20 protein-coding genes are annotated in these 20,492 nt (G+C 49.7%); 16 read left to right on the top strand and 4 right to left on the bottom strand.

The window, feature by feature from the left end; translation table 11 throughout:
• The first annotated feature begins 99 nt into the window (after positions 1 to 99).
• Together RB297_RS01380 and RB297_RS01385 are read left to right on the top strand one after the other, a co-directional pair.
• Entirely contained in the window at positions 100 to 957 is an 858-nt protein-coding gene (locus RB297_RS01380; RefSeq protein ID WP_009589479.1) for a carbohydrate ABC transporter permease, read from the top strand.
• A gap of 21 nt (positions 958 to 978) precedes the next feature.
• Entirely contained in the window at positions 979 to 1,851 is an 873-nt protein-coding gene (locus RB297_RS01385; protein ID WP_096773418.1) for a carbohydrate ABC transporter permease, read from the top strand.
• A 120-nt stretch (positions 1,852 to 1,971) separates the two neighbouring features.
• Here RB297_RS01385 and RB297_RS01390 read toward each other — a convergent pair whose 3' ends face one another.
• Positions 1,972 to 2,910: an NAD(P)-dependent oxidoreductase gene (locus RB297_RS01390; protein ID WP_375119514.1), complete on the bottom strand. Its 939-nt coding sequence runs from the start codon at positions 2,908 to 2,910 to the stop codon at positions 1,972 to 1,974.
• Between the two features lie 285 nt (positions 2,911 to 3,195).
• On the opposite strand from RB297_RS01390, the gene RB297_RS01395 reads away from it, so the two are divergent.
• Both RB297_RS01395 and RB297_RS01400 read left to right on the top strand, forming a co-directional pair.
• A complete protein-coding gene (locus RB297_RS01395; RefSeq protein WP_096773420.1) occupies positions 3,196 to 3,630 on the top strand; it encodes a MarR family winged helix-turn-helix transcriptional regulator in 435 nt (144 codons plus the stop codon).
• Between the two features lie 56 nt (positions 3,631 to 3,686).
• Positions 3,687 to 4,322 (top strand): NAD(P)-dependent oxidoreductase, encoded by a 636-nt coding sequence (locus RB297_RS01400; protein WP_213577953.1) that lies wholly within the window; start codon positions 3,687 to 3,689, stop codon positions 4,320 to 4,322.
• A gap of 343 nt (positions 4,323 to 4,665) precedes the next feature.
• On the opposite strand, the gene RB297_RS01405 is transcribed toward RB297_RS01400, so the two are convergent.
• Positions 4,666 to 5,127 carry an Hsp20/alpha crystallin family protein gene (locus RB297_RS01405; protein WP_375119515.1) on the bottom strand — a complete coding sequence of 154 codons (462 nt, stop codon included), beginning with the start codon at positions 5,125 to 5,127 and terminating at the stop codon, positions 4,666 to 4,668.
• A 120-nt stretch (positions 5,128 to 5,247) separates the two neighbouring features.
• Here RB297_RS01405 and RB297_RS01410 point away from each other — a divergent pair, with 120 nt between their 5' ends.
• Genes RB297_RS01410 through RB297_RS01430 form a run of 5 tightly spaced genes read left to right on the top strand, consistent with a single transcriptional unit; the run spans position 5,248 to position 6,959 of the window.
• On the top strand, positions 5,248 to 5,469 hold the full coding sequence (locus RB297_RS01410; protein WP_009589476.1) for a spore germination protein: 222 nt from the start codon (positions 5,248 to 5,250) through the stop codon (positions 5,467 to 5,469).
• Positions 5,470 to 5,487: 18 nt separating this feature from the next.
• Positions 5,488 to 5,715 (top strand): spore germination protein GerPB, encoded by a 228-nt coding sequence (locus RB297_RS01415; RefSeq protein ID WP_096773422.1) that lies wholly within the window; start codon positions 5,488 to 5,490, stop codon positions 5,713 to 5,715.
• 47 nt (positions 5,716 to 5,762) lie between these two features.
• Positions 5,763 to 6,380, top strand: a complete 618-nt coding sequence (gerPC, locus tag RB297_RS01420) for a spore germination protein GerPC (protein WP_375119516.1) — start codon at positions 5,763 to 5,765, stop codon at positions 6,378 to 6,380.
• Positions 6,358 to 6,543, top strand: a complete 186-nt coding sequence (locus RB297_RS01425; RefSeq protein WP_015734741.1) for a hypothetical protein — start codon at positions 6,358 to 6,360, stop codon at positions 6,541 to 6,543. The genes gerPC and RB297_RS01425 overlap by 23 nt, the downstream gene beginning before the upstream one ends.
• Positions 6,540 to 6,959 (top strand): spore germination protein GerPE, encoded by a 420-nt coding sequence (locus tag RB297_RS01430; protein WP_375119517.1) that lies wholly within the window; start codon positions 6,540 to 6,542, stop codon positions 6,957 to 6,959. Before RB297_RS01425 ends, RB297_RS01430 begins: the two co-directional genes overlap by 4 nt.
• Before the next feature lie 60 nt (positions 6,960 to 7,019).
• Here the strand turns inward: RB297_RS01430 and tlp are convergent, their stop codons facing one another.
• Complete coding sequence (gene tlp, locus RB297_RS01435) at positions 7,020 to 7,247, bottom strand: small acid-soluble spore protein Tlp (RefSeq protein ID WP_375119518.1); 228 nt, start codon at positions 7,245 to 7,247, stop codon at positions 7,020 to 7,022.
• A 222-nt stretch (positions 7,248 to 7,469) separates the two neighbouring features.
• On the opposite strand from tlp, the gene RB297_RS01440 reads away from it, so the two are divergent.
• The 4 genes from RB297_RS01440 to RB297_RS01455 all read left to right on the top strand — a co-directional run bounded on the left by RB297_RS01440 (position 7,470) and on the right by RB297_RS01455 (position 10,608).
• Complete coding sequence (locus RB297_RS01440; protein WP_375119519.1) at positions 7,470 to 8,768, top strand: WD40/YVTN/BNR-like repeat-containing protein; 1,299 nt, start codon at positions 7,470 to 7,472, stop codon at positions 8,766 to 8,768.
• A 207-nt stretch (positions 8,769 to 8,975) separates the two neighbouring features.
• Positions 8,976 to 9,158 (top strand): hypothetical protein, encoded by a 183-nt coding sequence (locus RB297_RS01445; protein WP_036665338.1) that lies wholly within the window; start codon positions 8,976 to 8,978, stop codon positions 9,156 to 9,158.
• Between the two features lie 218 nt (positions 9,159 to 9,376).
• A complete protein-coding gene (locus RB297_RS01450) occupies positions 9,377 to 9,793 on the top strand; it encodes a DUF2500 domain-containing protein (protein ID WP_015734745.1) in 417 nt (138 codons plus the stop codon).
• A gap of 65 nt (positions 9,794 to 9,858) precedes the next feature.
• Positions 9,859 to 10,608, top strand: a complete 750-nt coding sequence (locus RB297_RS01455) for an SDR family NAD(P)-dependent oxidoreductase (RefSeq protein WP_096773426.1) — start codon at positions 9,859 to 9,861, stop codon at positions 10,606 to 10,608.
• A gap of 109 nt (positions 10,609 to 10,717) precedes the next feature.
• On the opposite strand, the gene RB297_RS01460 is transcribed toward RB297_RS01455, so the two are convergent.
• Entirely contained in the window at positions 10,718 to 15,121 is a 4,404-nt protein-coding gene (locus RB297_RS01460) for an Ig-like domain-containing protein (RefSeq protein WP_375119779.1), read from the bottom strand.
• A gap of 215 nt (positions 15,122 to 15,336) precedes the next feature.
• Here RB297_RS01460 and RB297_RS01465 point away from each other — a divergent pair, with 215 nt between their 5' ends.
• The 3 genes from RB297_RS01465 to RB297_RS01475 all read left to right on the top strand — a co-directional run bounded on the left by RB297_RS01465 (position 15,337) and on the right by RB297_RS01475 (position 20,483).
• Complete coding sequence (locus RB297_RS01465) at positions 15,337 to 17,670, top strand: AraC family transcriptional regulator (RefSeq protein WP_375119520.1); 2,334 nt, start codon at positions 15,337 to 15,339, stop codon at positions 17,668 to 17,670.
• 137 nt (positions 17,671 to 17,807) lie between these two features.
• Positions 17,808 to 19,439: an extracellular solute-binding protein gene (locus RB297_RS01470; RefSeq protein ID WP_192572308.1), complete on the top strand. Its 1,632-nt coding sequence runs from the start codon at positions 17,808 to 17,810 to the stop codon at positions 19,437 to 19,439.
• An 84-nt stretch (positions 19,440 to 19,523) separates the two neighbouring features.
• Entirely contained in the window at positions 19,524 to 20,483 is a 960-nt protein-coding gene (locus RB297_RS01475; protein WP_009589453.1) for an ABC transporter permease, read from the top strand.
• The last annotated feature ends 9 nt before the right edge of the window (positions 20,484 to 20,492 follow it).

A 20,492-nucleotide genomic window follows, 5' to 3' on the forward strand; every position in this document is an offset into this window, starting at 1 on the left:
GAAATAAAAGTGACGTACGCCGCCCCTCTGCTTTCATTCGGGCGGCGTAGTCATTTCGGCATGGACGATGAAGAAAAATAAACATCAAGGGTGATTAATATGAAGGGTGATCGCAAGTACATTGTGCTGTTTTTATTACCCGCAGCGGCCATCATGACAATCTTTCTATATTATCCGTTCTTCAAGAGTTTGTATCTCAGCTTTTATCGCACAAGCGGCTTTTTCGACAAAAAGTTTGTGGGCTGGGCTAACTATGAGAGACTCGTTACGGATAAGCTGCTTGGCGCTGCAACGCTGCACACGCTGGAAATTATGCTCTATGTTATCGTGTTCCAGGTGGGAATTGCGCTAGTGCTGGCCGTCCTGGTAGATAACATATCCAAGCTGAAAGGGTTCTATCGAACCGTATTCTTCTTCCCGGTGGTTATATCCGGTACGGCTATATCTTTGTTGTTTGTGCTCTTCTACAACTACAACTTCGGTTTGCTGAACAACTTACTGGCGAATTTCAACATCGAGAAGGTATTGTGGCTGGATGCGAAAAATGCGCTTAAAGCGGTATCGATCCCAACGGTATGGCATTATGTGGGCTTTTATTTCGTTCTGTTCTTGACCGCCATGTCCAAAATACCTTCGGATTATTATGAAGCTGCAAAATTGGAAGGAATCACGGGCCTCAAAAAAACAACGATGCTTACAATTCCGCTTATCATGAGTGACATCAAGGTCGTCATTACCCTTGCCATTACGGGTACGTTGAAGGTGTTCGAGTTCATCTGGGTCATCACGAGCGGCCAGAACGGAACCGAGGTGCTGGGGACGTACATGTACAAAAAGGCCATGGTGGACCAGAACTTTGGTTACGGATCGGCGGTTGCGATATACATGGTGGTCTTTGGCGTGCTGCTTGCGTTGATAGCCAACCGTTTGTTGAAAAGAGACGAGATTACATACTAAGCATTATAGGGGTGTACTGTTATGGAGCCAACCATCGTCGTTGAACACAAAACTCAGCGCGTTAGGAAGCATCGGTTTAGTCTAGGCACCACGTTGATGTACGTGATTTTGACAGCGTGGTCCTTAACGACCATCTATCCGTTATTCTGGATCGTGAACAACTCGTTCAAAGTATCCCGCGATGTGATGAATAATTCCTTTGGCATCGCCTGGGAACCGGTGTTTGTTAACTATCAGAACGCATTTGACCGCATTAATATCGGAAGAAGTTATATCAATAGTTTGGTGATGTCCTTCAGCACCGTATTCTTGGTATTATTGCTTGGAGGATTAGCTGCTTACGTGTTGTCCAGGTTCAACTTTCGAGGAAAGCGAACCATCTATTCCATTTTGTATGCGACGCTCCTGATTCCTGCGTTTGCAACCGTGGTTCCGGTATATGAGCTGCTTATCAAAACCAGTCTGGTCAATACATACTGGGGTTTGATCTTTCCCCAAACGGCAGGCAATCTGACGTTTGCGACCTTGGTTATTGCCGGTTACATGGCAACCATACCGAAAGAGCTTGAAGAAGCGGCATTCATGGACGGCTGCAACCGATGGCAGATGTTTGTGAAGATCTTCGTTCCGATCTCTCAGCCCGTATTCGCGTCGGCAAGCATCTTCGTGTTTATGTGGTCGTATAACGATTTGTTCTCGGCATTGATTTTTGTGAACAAAGAGAATGTCCGTCCAATCGTTGCCTTGCTCAATGAGATCAGCTCGCAATACGGAACGGACTTTGGTCTGATGGCGACGGCAGTATCATTGACGGTTATTCCGGTTCTGATTGTATATCTGTTTATCTCGAAATATATCCAGAAAGGTCTGACCGAGGGAGCCGTCAAAGGTTAATGAAACGGCGAACTCAACGAATAGGCAAGTCAAGAGGGGACATGAAGTCGCCTGTTTGACTTGCCTATTCGTTGTTAGGTTCCATACGAGTATTAAACTGCAGCGAGCGCGATCGGTCAATTATGGCGAGGTGAGATTATACTCGATCAAGCGGGAGAAGCCGTCTTCTCCATGGCCGGCCTGGATTGCTTTTCGGGCAATTGCTTTTGCTGCGATTAAGACGCTGCTATCAATTCCATGATGTTCGGCAGCGTGGATGATATGCTCCATGCTCGTTACATTCGAGATTAGGTTGGAACTGTCCCCAGGGTAAACGCCCCGATCCGCATCATGCGCCATATAGGTCATGATATCCGGCATAATGCGAATGATATTGTGCGCATAAGGGGCGATGTCTTCCGCAGCGATGTTCTCCGCCCGTGCAATGGCCAGCGCGTGCACATAACCGCTCATGGCTGTCCAGAACACATCTAGCAGCGCCACGTCATATGCCGCTGCACGACCCGGATCCTCGCCCAGGAACGAAGCGGTTCCGCCCAGGCTGGCGAGTATACGATGATGGCTGCGATAAACGTCTTCTGGCCCGCTGTACAAAATGACGGCCGAAGGCTCCCCAATCGTAGGTATCGGCGTCATGATGGCGCCATCGATGTAGTCAATTCCGTTGCGGTAAGCCCATTCCGCCATTTCCCGCGCACGTTCAGGTACGTCGGCTGTCAGGTTTATAAGCGTTTTTCCTTTCAATGCACTTGTCTCAGAAGACAGAACGGCGTTCACCGCATCATAGTTGAGTACGCAGATGATAATAAGCTGACTGGCAAGCACCGCATCCTTAACGGACGGAGCCAGCACGGCACCTTGCTTTACCAGCGAGTCAGCCTTTGCCGATGTCCGGTTCCAGACCGTTGTGGAATGGCCGCTCCTGATAAATGCACCGGCCAGGGCTTGCCCCATGGGTCCGAGCCCCAGCACCGTTACGGCGGTTTGGCTGCCGTTTGCCGGCGTTTGCCGAGTTTCGGATTCGAGCATTTGTTCTTGATGTTGTTTCGATGGTTTCATTGTATACCTCCTTAAGGATTAGCTTCGAATACAGTGTAGACCTTGACACTAATGACAAGGTCAACGATTTTTTACAACCCTAGCGGAGAGAATAATATTTCAACATATGAAAAATTCATAAAAGTACTAGTAACACGTTCTACCATCAGTGGAGCATGCTTACGGCTGAATTCGAACTTATTGACAAACGAAAGAGGAAAAAGCATTGAAACTAACTAAAATAAAGTTGTTGACAATAACATAGTTCAATGTTAATTTGTATATACAAATGAGAGGTGGCTGGATATGAACATCGATGATTCCATTTTAAGCTCGTGCCTGTTTTTTACGTCAAATCGGTTTGCACGTTCCATGACCAAGATGGCGGAGGATGCATTTGCAAAAGCCGGCTTATCCCCAACGTACTCCTATGTGCTGGTGGTGATCCATCAATATCCCGGAATTACGCAGAAAGAGCTTAGCGATAAATTGTCGATTGCTCCATCCACAAGCACCCGATTCATTGATAAGCTGGAGGAGAAACTTCTGGTAAAGCGCAAATCCGAATGGAAGGAAACGCATATTTTCTTGACGGACGAGGGGATGGCGTTATACCGGGAGCTGAACCAATATTTTGAAAAGTTATACGGAGAGTATGTCACCCTCTTGGGGAAGGAGCATAGTGAACAGTTAGCGAAACTTCTCCATGAATCCAGCGAATTGCTGAAAAGGGGAATGTAGCCTCTGTCTTTTTCACCACTCATTTGTACATACAATTGATAAAGGAGAGATTCGAAATGCAGATTGGTATTATCGGTGCGACAGGGAAAGCGGGAAATCTGATTCTCAAGGAGGCACAAGCACGCGGTCATGAAGTAACGGCGATCGTGCGTAATGCATCCAAAATCTCCGATTCCAGCATAAACATTTTGGAGAAGAACGTGCTGGATCTGACCAGCGCCGATCTTCAGCGGTTCGACGTTGTCGTGAATGCATTTGGCGCGGCGCCTGGACAGGAGACTCAATATGTGGAAGTAGGCCGGGTGCTGATACAAGCATTAAAAGGCACGGATACCAGACTGTTTGTTGTCGGAGGAGCCGGCAGCTTGTTTGTGGACGAAGCCAAAACGCTTCGACTTTTAGAAACGCCCGATTTTCCGAAGGAATATTATCCGACGGCATTCCATGCCGGCGAGAATTTGAAGGACCTGGAACAAACTACGGATGTAAAATGGACGTATCTTAGTCCGGCAGCGTTCTTTAATCCGGAAGGTCGGCGGACAGGGAGTTATCAGGAGGGCAAAGATCAAGTCATTGGCAACGCTAGCGGTAAAAGCTACGTCAGCTATGCCGATTACGTCATCGCGGTGCTCGATGAGCTTGAGCAGCCCAAACATCTCAACGAGCGCTATACGGTCGTTTCCGAGGCTTAACAGGCCCGGACATGCGGCCTTCATATAGATCTTTGAATAAGCTGGTTTCTTAACTGAAATCAGCTTATTTCTTTTTTTATTATGTTATTTCAACATATGAAAAATTCACAATAGAAAACACCTCGAGCGATATCTAGCTACATCCTCTTAAATGCAGCCCGACCACTTACAAAGCAGCCATGATAAAGGTTTAAACAAGGAAAAACCCCATTACGATAGCGCAATTCAGGCATCTATAAGTATTAGATAAGATGAGTCAAAACAACCTGCAAACAACGGATATTGCATGCAAGTTGTTTTGAACGGTGCTTCTGTTGGCTGTCCTTGTTGTTATCCGTCTGATTCACAAGAAACGAATATTGATATCGCGCATGCGGCCGGGAGACATTTTCGGCATCTTAATTTGAAGCGTAGGCTGTCTATAGGTCGCAACGGATTGCGCAGGCAGGATGGGGACGGGTAAAGATATGGTTTGGTGTTGTTCTTTTGGCAAGCCGTTGATTTTGATCTGCGTCCGGTTCAGCTGAATCCATAAATTTTCCGGATGGATGCGTTTAGGCACATAACATTTCACGATCAGAAAGTTATGAGTATCTAACGTTTCATATCGAAGCGAATGCGGGTCGGGAAGAATTTCATTTCCGGCAGTCGCTTTTCGTATCGTATCCTTTACATAATCCTCAATGATCGTCGGATCCAGCTGATAATCTTCATTGAGATGATTCAGATCCTTAAATGGAAAGGAATTGTTGTTAAAGAAAGAGTCCTGTGTCAACCAGTCCGGCTTTTTGGATCTTGAGCTCACGATAATCCCTCCTACGTTCTTTGTTCCAGTGTATGGGCGAAGGAATGTTATAGTGACATCTGGGCATCCGACCACATAGAATAAATCCAAGCGGACGATTTTGAACAAAGAGGTGGAATTGTGGTTTCAATTATCGGCAATATGAAAATCGTAAACGTGGGCCCCAGTTCTACGGTACTAGTTGGAAATACAGGAGTAATCGATTTAAACAGCACGACAAAAGCTTATTCCGGCGCCAACTCGTTCACCACCGGAGACAGTATTGGTACGAATATAACTAATAACCAAGCCAACAGCACGAATACATTCGATCCAGACCTCATTGATTCGCCTAATGCTTAATTAAGGTTGTGAGCCCCAGTGAATCTAACGGTACATCAATGCATTAATATACAGCAGCTTCGGGTTGACGCGGTGACCAATTCCTCGGTGCTTCAGATTGGAACCGCAGGTGAGATCCGCGCATTATCCAATATATATAACACGGGCGGTTTTACGGGCCCTGCTCCGGAGTTCGAGCCTCCGAATAATATGGCCCCCCTGGTTCCGTTACCTGCGCCGATTGAAGATCTATATCGGCCAGAATGAGGCTCATATCATACGCATACAATCATTAGGGAGCGGGGGGAGATGCTATGTATCAATACCATATCCAGCAATTGTTCCATTGCCTTCAATCCCAGACGGAGCAGCTTAACAGAATGGAACAAATGCTAAAGGAAATACGTAATGAAATAAATCAATTACAGCAGGGCAATCAAAAGTCGACGGATCACGTCGAATATAATTTTGATTTATTGAAAATCGAAAAATTGGAAGGAACCTTAAACATTGGACTGACACCCTCAGATGGGAAGTCTCTGGGGGATATCACCGTCAATGGCCAGCCGGCAGAACAATTACAGGCGGTAGCTGCCGGAAGGGATCTTTACTCAAACATACATCAGCAGGTATCAAGCCACTTGGAACATGCAGTGCCGGCGCGACTCGAGCAAATGAATCCCCAGTCCAATCACGAACTTGGAGATCAATATGCTTCGGTGATGATAGAAGATATCCGAAAACAACTCGGAGATCGCATCAACGTTTACTTACAGCAATACCACTCGAACAGTACCGCGATAAATCCAGGTGATATTGAGCAAATGATCGCTAATCAAATGAAAAAAGAAATCGATACGGCAGTCGAGCATCATCTTCATAATTTGCAACAAGGAAAGAGGAATACGAATGAAAATGACGGTCATCAATAAAGAGCTCCGGGTTGGTTCGATCCGTATTACGGCGATCTCCAGCTCATCCGTGCTGTTGATCGGAGATACCCGGGTCATTAATAGTAGTTCCATCTACGACACTCCTTCCGAATCCCTGCAGATCACCCCGCTCGTTCCGTTATCACCGGCTACGGCACCATGAAGCGCCATGTACTCGTTGATAACGTATACATCATCAATATCTCTAATAGTTCGGCGTGCATCTGCGGCGAATCGGGACATATCGATGCCTATACCCGGGCATTGGCGATTCAACGTCAAGTTCCGGTTTTTTTTGAGGACGAAGGCAATTATGAGGACTATCCGATTTTTTCGAGATCCATACCTGCATGGCAGCTTCCGTCAGATGTAGACTTAGACGTTATACATGACCATAAAACGATTCATGTGGGATGCCTGGACGTGATATCGACAGCGTCTGCATCGGTTGTGCAGGTAGGTTCGAACGATACGATGGAATTAGAATCAAGGGTGAAGGCGATCAGGCACTTTATTACGGATGCGTCCCAAGAATTAAAGGATTATAAAGGCGTCATTGTCAGAATGAGCCCACGCTAGTGTGCGGCAAAAAACAGGAGGAGCTTCAGAAGCTCCTCCTGTTTTTTTGCGGTCTGAAGTTTATTCTCCTTGCTGGTGGGCAGCCTCGTCTTTAATCTCTTCCCGGAAGCCGGAAATACTCTTTTCGCGACGAGCATTGCGGTCTTGAATCTGTTCCTTCTCGCTTGCGGGAATCTCATCCCCGAACTCCTGAAGATAATCTTCTGCCTCGCGGAAGTTCTCGATCGTGTTTTGGACGGCCTGCTGCAAATGTTCGACATTGTCTTCGCGATTATCAGGTTTAGTCATGAAAGTTCACCTCCTTGTATGTAATAATCTTGCTCATTCGCACACCTCAAAAGTCTTCCATAATCGAAACATCCTTATGCATCTGAGAATGACGCTATCAAAAAAGCTACAGTATTGTAAATTTTGCAAGCCGGTTCTTTACATTTCCGTAGGATGTAATATGTTATAATGTCGAAAAAGCAGACTTGCCGGCATGACATCGAATAAGAGGAGGAAGAATTCTTGATATCTAGACGTTTTATATTCTGGCTCGGTATGCTGATGATGATTGTATTCATGTTAGCAGCCTGTACCTCAGAACCGATAAAACAACAACAGCAAACTTCTACTGTAGAAGACCCTCCTGAATCAATTGAGGATGAAGAAGAAGGTCAGACCATCACACTAGTAACGCCGGATACGGCCATGAAAGCACCTGAGGAAAAAAGCAAATATCAGATACATACACGGTTGACGGATTTCCATCTGCTCAATGAGTCAACGGGGATTGCTTGGGGGATCACGAACTCAGAACTGCGTCTCTATCAGACCGAAGATTACGGTGAGACCTGGGTCGATATCTCTCCATCATCCAATGTCCAATTCGTTGATAAGCTGGAGTATGGGAAAGACATCGTGTTCACGGATAAAAATCATGGTTGGATTATACGAAACAAACAGAGATCCGCCGAAACGATCCTGCTCAATACGACCGACGGGGGCGGCAGCTGGAAGCTCTCTTCGCTTCCGGAGACGGGAGTCGTTACGGCAATGTCCTTCGTTTCATCCCAGCAGGGATGGATTATGGCGAAAGGCGATCTCTCCCGGGGATCGGAAGAGAAGTCGCTGTTTCACACCAACAATAATGGCGGAGTATGGGATGAGATTATGCAGAATTCGGAGTATCCGACATCCCGAATTCCGGGAAGCGTCATTCCGCGAACCGGATCCGTCATCGGATTAACGTTCACGGATTCGCTTGTCGGGTTTGCAACCATCCGTGAAATGCAATCTTCCAAGTTGTATATAACACGTGACGGAGGACAGAAGTGGAAGTCTTCCGGCCAAGTATTCAAAAGCAAGCTGCTGGATGCGTGCGGTTCCGTTTTTGCCGGGACTCCCAAGTATCTGGGCAAAGGTGGAAGCGGAAGCGAGATTTATATACCGGTTACCTGCGTGAAGGAAGATCAGGCGAACTATTTGGGTTACTTTACGGCCGATACGGGGAAGTCATGGAATTTGGTGTCGTTCCCCATGACGGGAAATAGCGGGAAGGGAACCATCCAGCCTGTCTTCCGTCGTCTGCATGACGGATGGAGAATGGTGAACGGCATCGTCTATCATACGAGCGATATGGGCAAGACCTGGACACCATTCCCTAGAAGCAAGCTGTTGTCCGATAATCTTGCAAAATATCCGAATGTGGTCAAATTGCAATTCACATCGTCGGATGTCGGCTGGATGCTGATTGAAACGACGGACAAAAACCGATCGCGCCTGATGAAAAGCAGTGACGGCGGCGTTACCTGGCAGGGGTTGTAATACCGACTAATAACCTACAAGCAGGATCTGATTCGCCAATCGAAAACCCTCTCGATGACGAAGGCTTTATCGGCTAAAACCAACGGTTCCGATAAAGCCTTTATAAACATAATATATTGTGAAATAAATCACAAATAAAATTCAACCTGTATGCTACTATAAAGATGTAATCAGGTACGTCAAAAAGTTTGGAAGGGGACGATCCTTATGCATACCGATCAAATGACGATAAATTTCCTTCGCTTGTGCTACCATTGCGATGATGCATGTTTATGTCAGACGGAGGAGCAATGTCTGGCTTGCTGGAACGAGCAGGACATGGCACCGCAGGACCATGAAATGACGGGACAAGAAGAAACGATGAAGTGGATGAGATTGGCTTACGATTAAGCGGGTATGAACAAGATGAAGACAATGAATGGATCAGGGCGTTATAAGGTTCCGTGAAGAAGCTGATGACTGGCACATTGCCGGCATCAGCTTTTTTTGACGCTCCCAGAAAGGGACAAGTTCTTTAAAATTTCAATCAAACTTTCCATGATGCATGAGTTAAATTGTCCGACATAAAGCATATACATATTTCAAGACAAGGTGGAGGGGGGAGCCGTATGGGATCGGGGTCAGATTGGATGTTCGATTTTTTCGGCAGCGTTATGCCCGTGTTTTTCATCGTCGTCATCGGGATCATTTTGCTGTCGGCCGGTAAGGGAATCCTGCAATGGAGTCAGAATAACCGACAGCCTTTGCTATCGGTCGATTCCAAAATTGTGAGCAAGCGAACGGAAGTGAAACATACACAGCAGACGGATGATACGATGTCGAGCCGTACTCGTACCACCTATTATCTGACATTCGAAGTGGAGAGCGGAGATCGCATGGAATTTGCCGTAAACGGCGAGGAATTCGGCATGTGCGCGGAAGGGGACGAGGGACTGCTTCGTTTTCAGGGAACCCGGTACTACGGATTCGTCAGGCACCCCAGAGCGCATCTTCATGTGGTCCGGGGTTATGAACAACCTAAATAAGAGGCTGGTTCATTTTATGACGCCTTCTCCTGTGGTATATAATGTAGGAGAAGGAGGAGCTGCCTATGAAATTTCAGGATAAAACGGTGGTGATAACGGGCGCTGCGAACGGGATAGGCCGCGGATTGGCTGAGGCTTATGCGGCTAGCGGAGCTCGAGTGATAGTAAGCGATGTTCATGAAGAGCAGGGCAATCTGGCGGCAAACACCTTGAAGGATCAAGGATTTCATGCCGTCTTCATCCCCTGCGATGTGAGGAAGGAAGAAGAGATTAAACGCCTGATGAACCAAGCGGCCCAATATGGGGGCACCATCGATATCTTAATAAACAACGCAGGGGTCTCCCGATGGAAATCACCATATGAGCTTACGGTGGGAGAATGGGACGACGTAATCAACACGAACGCCAGAAGCTGTTTTTTGGCTACCCGCGAGGCTGCCGCATATATGAAAAAGAGCGGGAATGGCGGGGCTGTCGTCAATATATCCTCCACGCGTTCCATCATGTCCGAGCCGAATTCGGAAGCTTATGCGGCTTCCAAGGGAGCCATCGTTGCGTTGAGCCATGCCATGGCCGTTAGTCTGGGGCCCGATGGAATTCGGGTGAATTGCATAAGTCCGGGCTGGATTGAAACCGGGGATTATGAAGAGCTTCGATCCGAGGACCATAAGCAGCACCCTGCGGGTCGGGTCGGGATTCCGGCCGATATCGCCAAAGCCTGCTTTTATTTTACCGATCCGGAGAATGACTTTGTAACAGGGGCCCATCTGGTGGTGGACGGCGGCATGACCCGCAAAATGATATATGAACCTTAACTTGTTGCGGATAAAATAAAAAAGGATCGTCTCCTCGGGGACGATCCTTTCCAGATTATAACCCGTATTCGCAAAACAGTGGCGAATATCTCAATATAGCCGCTTGGACTTAACGGACGGTTATAGCCATGGAATCCGTCTTGCCGCTCGTCCGGTCGGTTACGCTGACAACGGCAATTCCGCTTTGATTCGCGCGGGCAACTCCCTGTTCGTTAACGGAGATGATATGGGGGTTGCTGCTGCGATAGCTGAGTTTGTCGAGGGATTCCTTGCGGCCATCGGGGTGAAGAAGTTCAGCCCGAAGCTGCTGCGTTGTCTTGGAAGTCATTAGATCCTTGCCCAGCAGCCGGAGAAAAGGCTGATTTCCATCGAATGCGGCCGTGACATGGAGCGTTTCAACGAATCCGTAACGTTGGTCCTTAACCGAGATCGCAGCGCTTCCCGGAGATATCGCCTTCATCCGTCCGGTTGAACTCACTTGAGTGATATCCGGAGCATCGGAAGTGTACGTCAGCTCTTCCGCCTGTTCACGCATCCCGCCCGGAAAGCCGTACCAGGCTTCGATCTGTTCCGATTCGCCCAGTTTGAGCTCATCTGAAGCTTCCACGCGCATCACGATCGGGGCTAGCGGGTACACGCCGACTTCGGTGAAGCTATTCCACGGGTTGGCATTATTTCCTTTGCCCAGTATCCGAATGTATCGGGCTGTCGTTTGCTCCACAAGAAAAGTTTCAGGCTGCACAGTCGTGCCGGAAGTCAGCCCATTCTCGTAGATGGTCGACCATTCTTCGCCATCGACGGAGGCAAGAACATCAAACCGGTTTTTACGGGTATCCCCTAAATATATGGCCAGCGAAACAGCGCCCACTGGCTTCAGCTCTCCCAGGTCAAGCTGTACGTATTCCGTACCCGGCGCGGACCAGCGAGTGCTCAGGTTGCCGTCGACGGTATGTTCCGGAATGTTCGCCGATTCGGGAACGGCGCTCGCGGTAACATGCCGTACCTGATATTTTAGATGGTTCGGCGGTTCGCCTATGGCCGGATTCCGGGTGAATTTGATGGTATATCTATTGCTCAGATTCGGTTGAGCGTCGTTCTGAATGACGATGGTTGCCGTACCCGGAATCGTATCTGCCTGATCAATGGACACGGCATGCTCCGCTTCGGCCGTCATCACAGGCGGAGAGGGAGCATCAAACGGAAGTCCGACTTCATAATACGTGACTTCTGGACGAAACCCATGAAGCGGCATTCCGTCCATGAATAAACGGTTAGCCATAGGTCGCGCTGCCGGTTCGGGCAGATCGCCGTCAGGTATGGTCCATTCCAGCAGGGGAGTAAACCCCGTCTCCGCTGGAGGTATCGGATCGTTTGCGTATAAAGGAACCATGCGAACGGACAACCGGACATGCTGGACGTGCTCCAGGTGTATGGTCAGCTTGCGCATGCCTTCGTTGCTGGATTGGCCATCCGGATTCGGAGAGGTGGCCAGCGGCGCTGCATCCATGACGGAGAACCGGGCGCCGGCCGGTCCTTCGACCAGCTCAACATACAGCCGCTTATCCAGTTGTGAAAGAATGGCGGCGCGTCCATTCTCCACAATCTCCACGTCCGCTCCGGTGTGCATGAACCAATACAGCTCTGAAGGAAGCTTCAGTTTCATCTCATCCTGGACGACCAGCTCGCGTCTATCGGCGGAGAGTTTCATACCTCTTAACATCTCGCCTGCGTCTTTCCGGTACAGGTCGGTCATATTTAGAATTGTATAGGCTCCTCTTGGCTTCGATTCTTTTTTTATCGTAACGGCTGTGCCGTAAGGCTCTTGCTGAACAATCGGATTCTGGGCGGGATTGATGACGATGGTATTATGTCCCTCGGTTTTTTTGCGGTAATACGTCCAGCGATTATAATTGTAATCCCAGAAGCCGGGCAAGCTGTAGGATTCGTTCCCCAGATCGGATGCCCACCTTACGCCCAGCGCGTCAAAAACGAAGGTACCGCCATCCAGATCGTTATGGCTTCGCATCGTTTCGTTAACGCCTTTCATGGAAGCAAACAAGGCATAGGGATCATCCCATGCGCTCCGCATGGAGGCCGATTCAATGCCGGTGAAGAAACGATCCAGCTCCGTCGGAACCGTTTCAAACATGCCAGGCTCGTAAAACACCAGATAGAGAGGGTGGAAGTAGCCCTTGCGCTCATACAGATCGCCAATAAACCAGGCGTATTCAGGTTTGTTGAAGAACGAGGCGAACCATAAGGATTCATACATGTTGTAGCTGACGCCGCCATCATAAAAATTGAACACGCCGCCTTCGCCTAGCAAATGATATGGATATGCGCCCGATGCCTCGTATCCCGGCAGCAGGGATAGCCCAAAATCGGTACCCAGGCTTTTATTCAAGCCTTGAATATACATGGCCAAGTATTGGCCTCCATAATGCCAATAAGCAGGACCTTCCGGCCAAGAACCGTCCTCGGTATAGTGACGAAGCGCATATTGCAGCTTCTGAAACGTGCTCTGGATGACTTCCAGCGCCTGATCCTCGGTCTCAGGCTCATCCGCAACGGTTAACGCAAGCAGGCCAAGGCCTCCGTTGTCTACCAGGTTAATGTTATTGTGCTCCCCGTTATGGCGGAATTCACCCCGGTACCAATCGAGCGCGACAGCAAGCGCATGATCTCGAATCGCCGCATTCAATTGGGCTCGCTGAGCTTCATTCAAATCGTCGTATATCCAATCGTAGGCCAGCGCAACGGCGAAAGACAATTCAGACAAGGCAAGGATGTTGTTGGTTCTGCCGCCCCAATCGGGGTAGTGCGTCATTGCTTCCAGTTCCTGCCACGCACGTTCGGCATAACGGGATTCGCCGGTCAAGCGATACATGAGCGCGGTCGGAATCAAGCGGTCGCGTAGCATGTAGGCATTGCCGCCATTAGGTTGGTAGGTTAGCGGCGAAGTTGCAAGGACGGGGTCCGCTTGATTTCTCAAGAGTTCCATCCACTCCGTCATATAACGATCTCCGCTTGCCAGCAATTGCTTGGAGCGGTTCAAATCGTCCGTGGATGCGAGAAGGCGCGGATGGGAACGGGCGGATGAGGCATGACCGTGCAGCGATTCCGAAATTCGATCTGCCGTCGGCCCGACAAAGACCAGCATATCGCTTTCCGTACGTCCGCCACGTCCATCTTCAGCCGATACGCGAAAACGGTCGTACCCCAGATAGTTTTCATTAGGAGCATATCGATAAGTACCCTCGGCATCCACTTGAACCGTGCCCTGTGATGGCGGTGCTTCAAGTTTCCATGCGATCGGATCTCCATCCGGATCCTTCGCTTTCGTGAACTGGCCGGAAAGGGAAGTATTCATCGTCGTATAACCCCATTCCAAATCCAACAGGGGAGCAGCATTCACAGGAGTAACGTGGATCGTGCCCTTTCCGAATTTGGCGCCGCCCGTATCAGCCTGCAGGGCAGCAAACTGGAAGAGGTCCGTACCGCTAAAGCCGCTGTCGGGATAGTAGGTAAAGCTGCCGTTCTCCTTTACGGTAATCTTGCCGTGCGCAGGCTGGGAGACGAGGAGATACGTATGGTCGGCACCGCTGCTGTCGCGCGCGGACAATTGCCCGAGCAAAGCTTGGCCTTGAGCCGTTTCGCCTTCGTAATCGTCCACCAGCAAGGTGTCCGGCGCATTGACGCTGACCGCCATAGAGGCGGTATGAGCACCGTCATAAGTCGCTGCCGTTACGGTTGCAAGTCCTGTGGAAAGGCCGGTTACGTCACCTTGATCCGTCACTTCCACGACTTCCGGATTGGACGGAGACCACTGCAGCTGAGGGGGAGGTGACGAACCTGGCTCATAACGGACGGAAGGTGTTATGGTCTCGCCCGTATTCAGATAGGCCACATCCGGTTCGATCGCGATGGATTGAAGCGGCTCCTCAACCAACACATCGTCGAACCAAGCTTTGCCCGTTCCGGTTTCCAGAAACAGCTCAACGGTCAATAGGGGCGGTGAGGCCGCATTATCCGGAACGGTGAACAGCTTCTCCATATACGTCCAGTCTTGGGTGCCCTTGAGCGTTCCGACATGAACCAGCACATTGCTGGTGCCGGTTCGCTTCATTTGATATCGGATGAGCGCGGCATTGCTGACGGCCTCCGTTTTGACCCAGCCGCTGATCCGATACGTTTTCCCGACCTCTACCGGGATGGACTGGGTTATGGCTGCCCGGCTGGACGTTCCTGCGGGACCTTCGATGCTGACCGATTGTTTCCCGGATTTGAATATTCCCGAATCTACTCCCAATATGGGCGAGCCTGTTGGAAGCCACTGTCCCCAATTTGCCGGCTTGATTCCGCCTGACCAGCTGGACCCCGCCTCCGTTGCCTCAAAACCGCTGTTCACAAGCAAACCCTCCTGTACCTGATCTCGTTCGCTCTCTGCCCATGCCAATGGGGGCGGCAAAAAGCCATGAAGCCCCGTAATCAGCACGAGTACAATCAGAGCCATTCGTTTCACATTCATTCCCTCCCGACTGATATCGATTTCCGGCCATGAAACCGGAACACTTCCATCGTAGAGGAAGCCGCAGCGTTCGAGTATGATACAATTTCGTGATGCATTAACATTTTTGAAGAAAACCTGTTCATGTTAAATAAAAACAGTATGATGTAATTAATGTAAGTGCGGAAAGAACACATCTAAAGAATGGAAGGAATGAGGGTATGGGGAAATTGACGACAACCACTGCAAGAAATGAGCGATCCAATCGCGTATCCGTGTTCGTTACGTTGCTCATGTCCTATCTTGTGGTACTGCTGATCCCGGTCATCGTGTTCTGGGGTCTGTATACCCAAATCGAGCGAATTATGATCGAGAATGCCAACAACTCCAACATGGCACTCATCGAACAGGCCAAGCAGGTCGTGGACAGCCGATTGGATGAAATGCATTTGATTTCCCGGAACATTACTTCACATCCGAGACTGGATACGCTGTTAAAGGCAGGATCCCCTCAAACCGGAGCGGAGCATTACAATTACTACACCTTCATGCAGGAAATGCAGCGGTATCGAAACAGCAGCAGTTTTATCACCGATTTTTATGTGTATCTTGATGAGAGCGATACGGTTCTCAGCCCAACCTTAAAAACGACGTCCAGCGTCTTGTTCTCCGATATCTACGGATATGAAAGCTTAACCTTTCAACAATACCAAGCGGATATACTGCGCAGCGTCCATTTCAACCGGTATCTGCCCGTAACGGAGGTCGGCAAAGGCCTGAACCAGAAACGAATGCTCACATATATGCAAACGCTTCCATTTGGCGAGAAAAACAACCCCAAAGGCGCCCTTGTCATGCTGATCGACGAAAGGCAGATTACAGGCTTGCTCGAGGAGATCGTGAAAACCAACAACGGAACGATATCCATTAAGGATGCCAGCGGTCAAGTGATTCTTCGTGCCGGTGAAACCGCAGTATCCAATGTGGGTAAAGCTGAGGATAAGCAGGCCGTCATGACGGTATCGTCCAGATCCGCACGCAGCGGGTGGGAGTACGTGTCGGTCGTGCCGGAAAAAGTGTTTATGGAAAAGGTGAATATGGTCAAACGAATGGCCGCAGGCGTTCTCGGCATCTGCCTGGCCGCCGGAGTTGCCGCTTGCGCGTACATGACGTACCGGGCGTATTATCCCCTGCGCGACATTATCCGCTTTATCCGCCAATCCCATCCGGTCAAGGAGGGGAAGGTACGCAACGAATATGATTTCATCAAATCCACGATGGCCGATTCCTTTGGCAAGCAGACAGAAATGAAGGAGCAATTGTCGAGGCAAACGCCGGTGATCCGGTCCAACTTTTTGCAGCGTTTATTGAAGGGAAACGTGGATGCGGCCGATATGTCGGAGCATGCCCTGGAATTCATGGGGATATCGTTTCCGCATCCCGGCTTTGCCGTTGCCCTGATCGAGCTGAGGGATGCCAGCGGGTTCATTCATAACGAACGGGAAAGCGAATGGGCCCTGATCCGCTTTGTCACAGGGAAGGTGGCCGAAGAAATTCATCCCTTTACCGCGTATTCCGTGGATCTGGAGAAGAACCAGGTCGCCATGATTCTGAATATGCCGGAACCTCTGCAGGACAAGGCGGGCGAGCTGTACGATTGGGCGGAACAAGTGAAGCTGGTGATCGAACAGCGCTTCAAGTCCGAGATCACGATCGCGATCAGCGATATCCGTTCGGATCTTGGATGTTTGGCAAGCGGATATACCCAAAGCTTGAAGGCGCTGGAATATTCCATTTTTACGGCCTATAAACCGATTTTATTCTACGATGAAATGAAGCAGAAAACGGGGGTGTATTATGATTTTCCCATTGAGACGGAAATCCAGCTCATTAACGCCATGAAAAGCGGGGATACGGATAAGGCTCAGGATATCATTCAAAGTCTGTACCACAACAACTTCAGCGGTCAATCCATCTCGCCCGAGCTCGGCCGACTCATGTTCGCGAACCTGCTCAGCACGATGTTCAAGCTGCTCAATGCCTTAAATTTGAAATACGAGGACGTATTCGGTCAGGCAGGCAAATCGATCGAGGACATTACCGAGGGCAGCATGGTAGAGGAGCTGTACCGGGAAGTGAAATGGATGTTCGGCAAAGTCTGCCTGTACGTAAGAGACCAGAGAGGCGATTCCTCCTCGCAGCTCCTGGATAAGATAAAAAGCTACATCGCGGAGCATCACGACGATGCCATGATCAGCCTGGCTTCCATTGCCGAGCAATTCGATATCACGCCGCCCTATCTGTCGGCCTTCTTCAAGAAGAACAGCGGGACCAATCTGACCGATTACCTGGCGAAAATTCGGATCGAGCGCTCCAAGGAAATGATGCGGGATGCCAAAAATACGATTTCGCACATCGCCCGTTCCGTCGGTTATACCAGCGATGTCGGTTTTATCCGGGTATTCAAGAAATACGAAGGGATCACCCCGGGAAAATACAAGGAAACCCTGCATTCCCTATCATCAACCTTAAGAAATGATCATCTCAATTCTTAATCGCTGTATATGGATCCAGAAACTGTACGATATACGTTGAAAGCGCTTCAGCATTAATATTTGAGGCAGGGCCGGCATCAACTCGGCCTGAACATTTGAGATGATCATTCATTAGGAAAAAAGGGAGGCGTCGTGATTTGAAAACAAACCGGAAACGTATGACGAGACTGGCCATCTTCATGCTGATTGTGGCTATGATTGCCGGCTGTAGCGGAAAAGGCTCGGGAGCCGAGGAGCCTGCCGGCGACAAAGGCAAGGAAGGAACGGGCGTTGCCTCAGGCGGAGAAACGGGGTATCCCGGCCAGCTGACCTATTGGGTATCGCTGAATGCCAACGCATCGGCAACGATGCAGGATATGAACGGCATTGCCGCCTATCAGGAAATGGAGAAATTGACAGGGACCAAGGTTGAGTTCCAGCATCCGCCGGCAGGGCAAGAGGCAGACGCCTTCAACATTATGGTCTCGTCGGGCAACTTGCCGGATGTCGTGGAGTATGGCTGGGCCAACGTATCCGGAGGGCCGGATAAAGCGATATCGGACGGTTCGATCATTCGCCTGAATGAGCTGATTGAAGAGCATGCTCCAAACCTATCGAAACTGCTGAACGAACACCCGGAATACAAAAAGCTGATAACGACGGATGGCGGAAACATTTACGTATTCCCGTTCATCCGCGGCGACGAGTATCTGCTGACCTTTAACGGCCTTATCATCCGCCAGGACTGGCTGGATCAGCTCAACCTGCAAGTGCCGGAAACGATTGACGAGTGGTATGAAGTATTAAAAGCGATCAAGACCCAGGATCCCAACGGGAACGGCCAGGCGGATGAAATCCCGCTCCTGCTTGATATGGATATGACGGGCATTAACCATGCATTTGTCGGCGCGTGGGGAATTACGACAGGATTTTATCAGGTGGACGGGAAGGTACAGTACGGCCCCATCCAACCGGAATTCAAATCTTATTTGGAGACGATGAGCAAATGGTATGCCGAAGGCCTGATCGATCAGGATTATGCGGCAACGGACGGGACGCTCAAAGATGCCAAAGTGACCAACAATCAAGTGGGTGCCTTCTCCGGATACATGGGCAGCAGCCTCGGCCGCTATTCCGAACTCATGTTAAAAAGCAATCCGGACGTCAGTCTGGTGGGCGCTCCCAACGTTGTGCTAAAGAAGGGGGACACGCCGCTTCTTGGACAGAAGGATTCGCCGTTCAACGGATTTGGGGCGGCTGTGACGAAAGCGAACAAATTCCCGGCGGAAACGGTGAAATGGCTCGATTACAAATATGGGGAAGAAGGGCATATGCTGTTTAATTTCGGGGTTGAGGGAGTCAGCTACGAGATGAAGGACGGGTACCCGACCTATACCGACGAAGTGATGAAGAATCCAGATGGGCTGTCGATCACCCAGGCGTTGTCGAAATACAACCTGGCCAGTTATTCGGGACCTTTCGTTCAGGATCGCCGTTACGTCGAGCAGTATTCCGCGCTTCCTCAGCAAAAAGCGGCCATTGAGACATGGATGAAGGCGGAGAACGACCGTTTAATGCCGATTATTTCGCCGACGGCAGAAGAGAGCACGCGTTATGCCTCGATCATGAACGATATTAATACGTATTACGAAGAGATGGTCAACAAATTCATTATGGGCGTGGAGCCGATCAGCGGCTTTGATCAATTTGTCCAAACGGTGCAGGGAATGGGCATTGAAGAAGCCCTTCAGATTCAGCAGTCTGCGCTGGACCGTTTTAACAGCCGGTAAGTTGTAGAAGCGCATGAAGAGGGAGAAAACGGGCGAGCCGTATCCTTCTTCATGCGGGTTATTTTTCACAGAGGAGGGCATACGGTGCAGCTAAAGGAAGAAACAAAACGCATGACGATACAGAGCAAATCCGAGAGCTTCAGCGCAAGAGCAGCGAAGGACTTTCGCCGGAATTCCACGATCTACCTGATGCTGCTGCCGGTTGTGGCGTTTTATGCCGTGTTTCATTACGGACCGTTATACGGCCTGCAGATTGCGTTCAAGAACTTCTCCGCAGGGCTCGGCATCTGGAATAGCCCATGGGTCGGCTTTCAACATTTCAGCGATTTTTTTAACGGATTTTTCTTTGAGCGGGTCGTTTCCAATACCATTATCCTCGGCGCGTACGATCTTATCTTCGTATTTCCCGCCTCCATCGTGCTGGCCTTGATGCTGAACGAGGTGCGACATCGGATCTTTAAGCGGACCGTACAATCCATTACGTATATTCCCCATTTCATTTCCGTTGTCGTTGTTGTCGGGATGCTGGTTGATTTTTTGGCGGTGGACGGCCTGATCAACCATATCATCACCTACTTCGGCGGCAAGCCGATTTCGTTCATGCGGCTGCCGGAATGGTTCCGCACCATCTATACCTCGTCCGCCATCTGGCAGGGGATTGGCTGGGGCTCCATCATTTATCTGGCAGCGATTTCCAATATTGATCCGTCCCTGTATGAGGCGGCGAAAGTGGACGGTGCCGGCCGCTGGAAGCAGATGCTTCAAATAACGCTCCCTGGCATCCTGCCGACCGTGATCATTCTGCTTATCTTGCGGATCGGTTCCTTTATGGCGCTGCAGGATGAGAAGATCCTGATTATGTACAACCCGGTCATCTACGAGACGGCAGACGTGATCGGGACTTATGTCTACCGCAAGGGAATACTGGAAGCAAGCTACAGCTTCAGCGCCGCTGTCGGCATGTTCAATTCCTTGATTAACTTTGCGCTGCTCATTGGAGCCAATTATCTCAGCAAGCGGTTTACCGATACGAAGCTGTGGTAGAGAGGGGGA

It is taken from the genome of Paenibacillus sp. CR_12 (assembly GCF_041953985.1).
Classification (GTDB): Bacteria; Bacillota; Bacilli; order Paenibacillales; family Paenibacillaceae; genus Paenibacillus_AQ; species Paenibacillus_AQ lautus_A.

Coding starts and splice junctions, on each gene's coding strand:
- RB297_RS01385 (WP_096773418.1), top strand. CDS start 979: ATGGAGCCAACCATCGTCGTTGAACACAAAACTCAGCGCGTTAGGAAG.
- RB297_RS01380 (WP_009589479.1), top strand. CDS start 100: ATGAAGGGTGATCGCAAGTACATTGTGCTGTTTTTATTACCCGCAGCG.
- RB297_RS01460 (WP_375119779.1), bottom strand. CDS start 15,121: ATGGCTCTGATTGTACTCGTGCTGATTACGGGGCTTCATGGCTTTTTG.
- gerPC (WP_375119516.1), top strand. CDS start 5,763: ATGTATCAATACCATATCCAGCAATTGTTCCATTGCCTTCAATCCCAG.
- RB297_RS01465 (WP_375119520.1), top strand. CDS start 15,337: ATGGGGAAATTGACGACAACCACTGCAAGAAATGAGCGATCCAATCGC.
- RB297_RS01450 (WP_015734745.1), top strand. CDS start 9,377: ATGGGATCGGGGTCAGATTGGATGTTCGATTTTTTCGGCAGCGTTATG.
- RB297_RS01445 (WP_036665338.1), top strand. CDS start 8,976: ATGCATACCGATCAAATGACGATAAATTTCCTTCGCTTGTGCTACCAT.
- RB297_RS01425 (WP_015734741.1), top strand. CDS start 6,358: ATGAAAATGACGGTCATCAATAAAGAGCTCCGGGTTGGTTCGATCCGT.
- tlp (WP_375119518.1), bottom strand. CDS start 7,247: ATGACTAAACCTGATAATCGCGAAGACAATGTCGAACATTTGCAGCAG.
- RB297_RS01395 (WP_096773420.1), top strand. CDS start 3,196: ATGAACATCGATGATTCCATTTTAAGCTCGTGCCTGTTTTTTACGTCA.
- RB297_RS01400 (WP_213577953.1), top strand. CDS start 3,687: ATGCAGATTGGTATTATCGGTGCGACAGGGAAAGCGGGAAATCTGATT.
- RB297_RS01390 (WP_375119514.1), bottom strand. CDS start 2,910: ATGAAACCATCGAAACAACATCAAGAACAAATGCTCGAATCCGAAACT.
- RB297_RS01430 (WP_375119517.1), top strand. CDS start 6,540: ATGAAGCGCCATGTACTCGTTGATAACGTATACATCATCAATATCTCT.
- RB297_RS01455 (WP_096773426.1), top strand. CDS start 9,859: ATGAAATTTCAGGATAAAACGGTGGTGATAACGGGCGCTGCGAACGGG.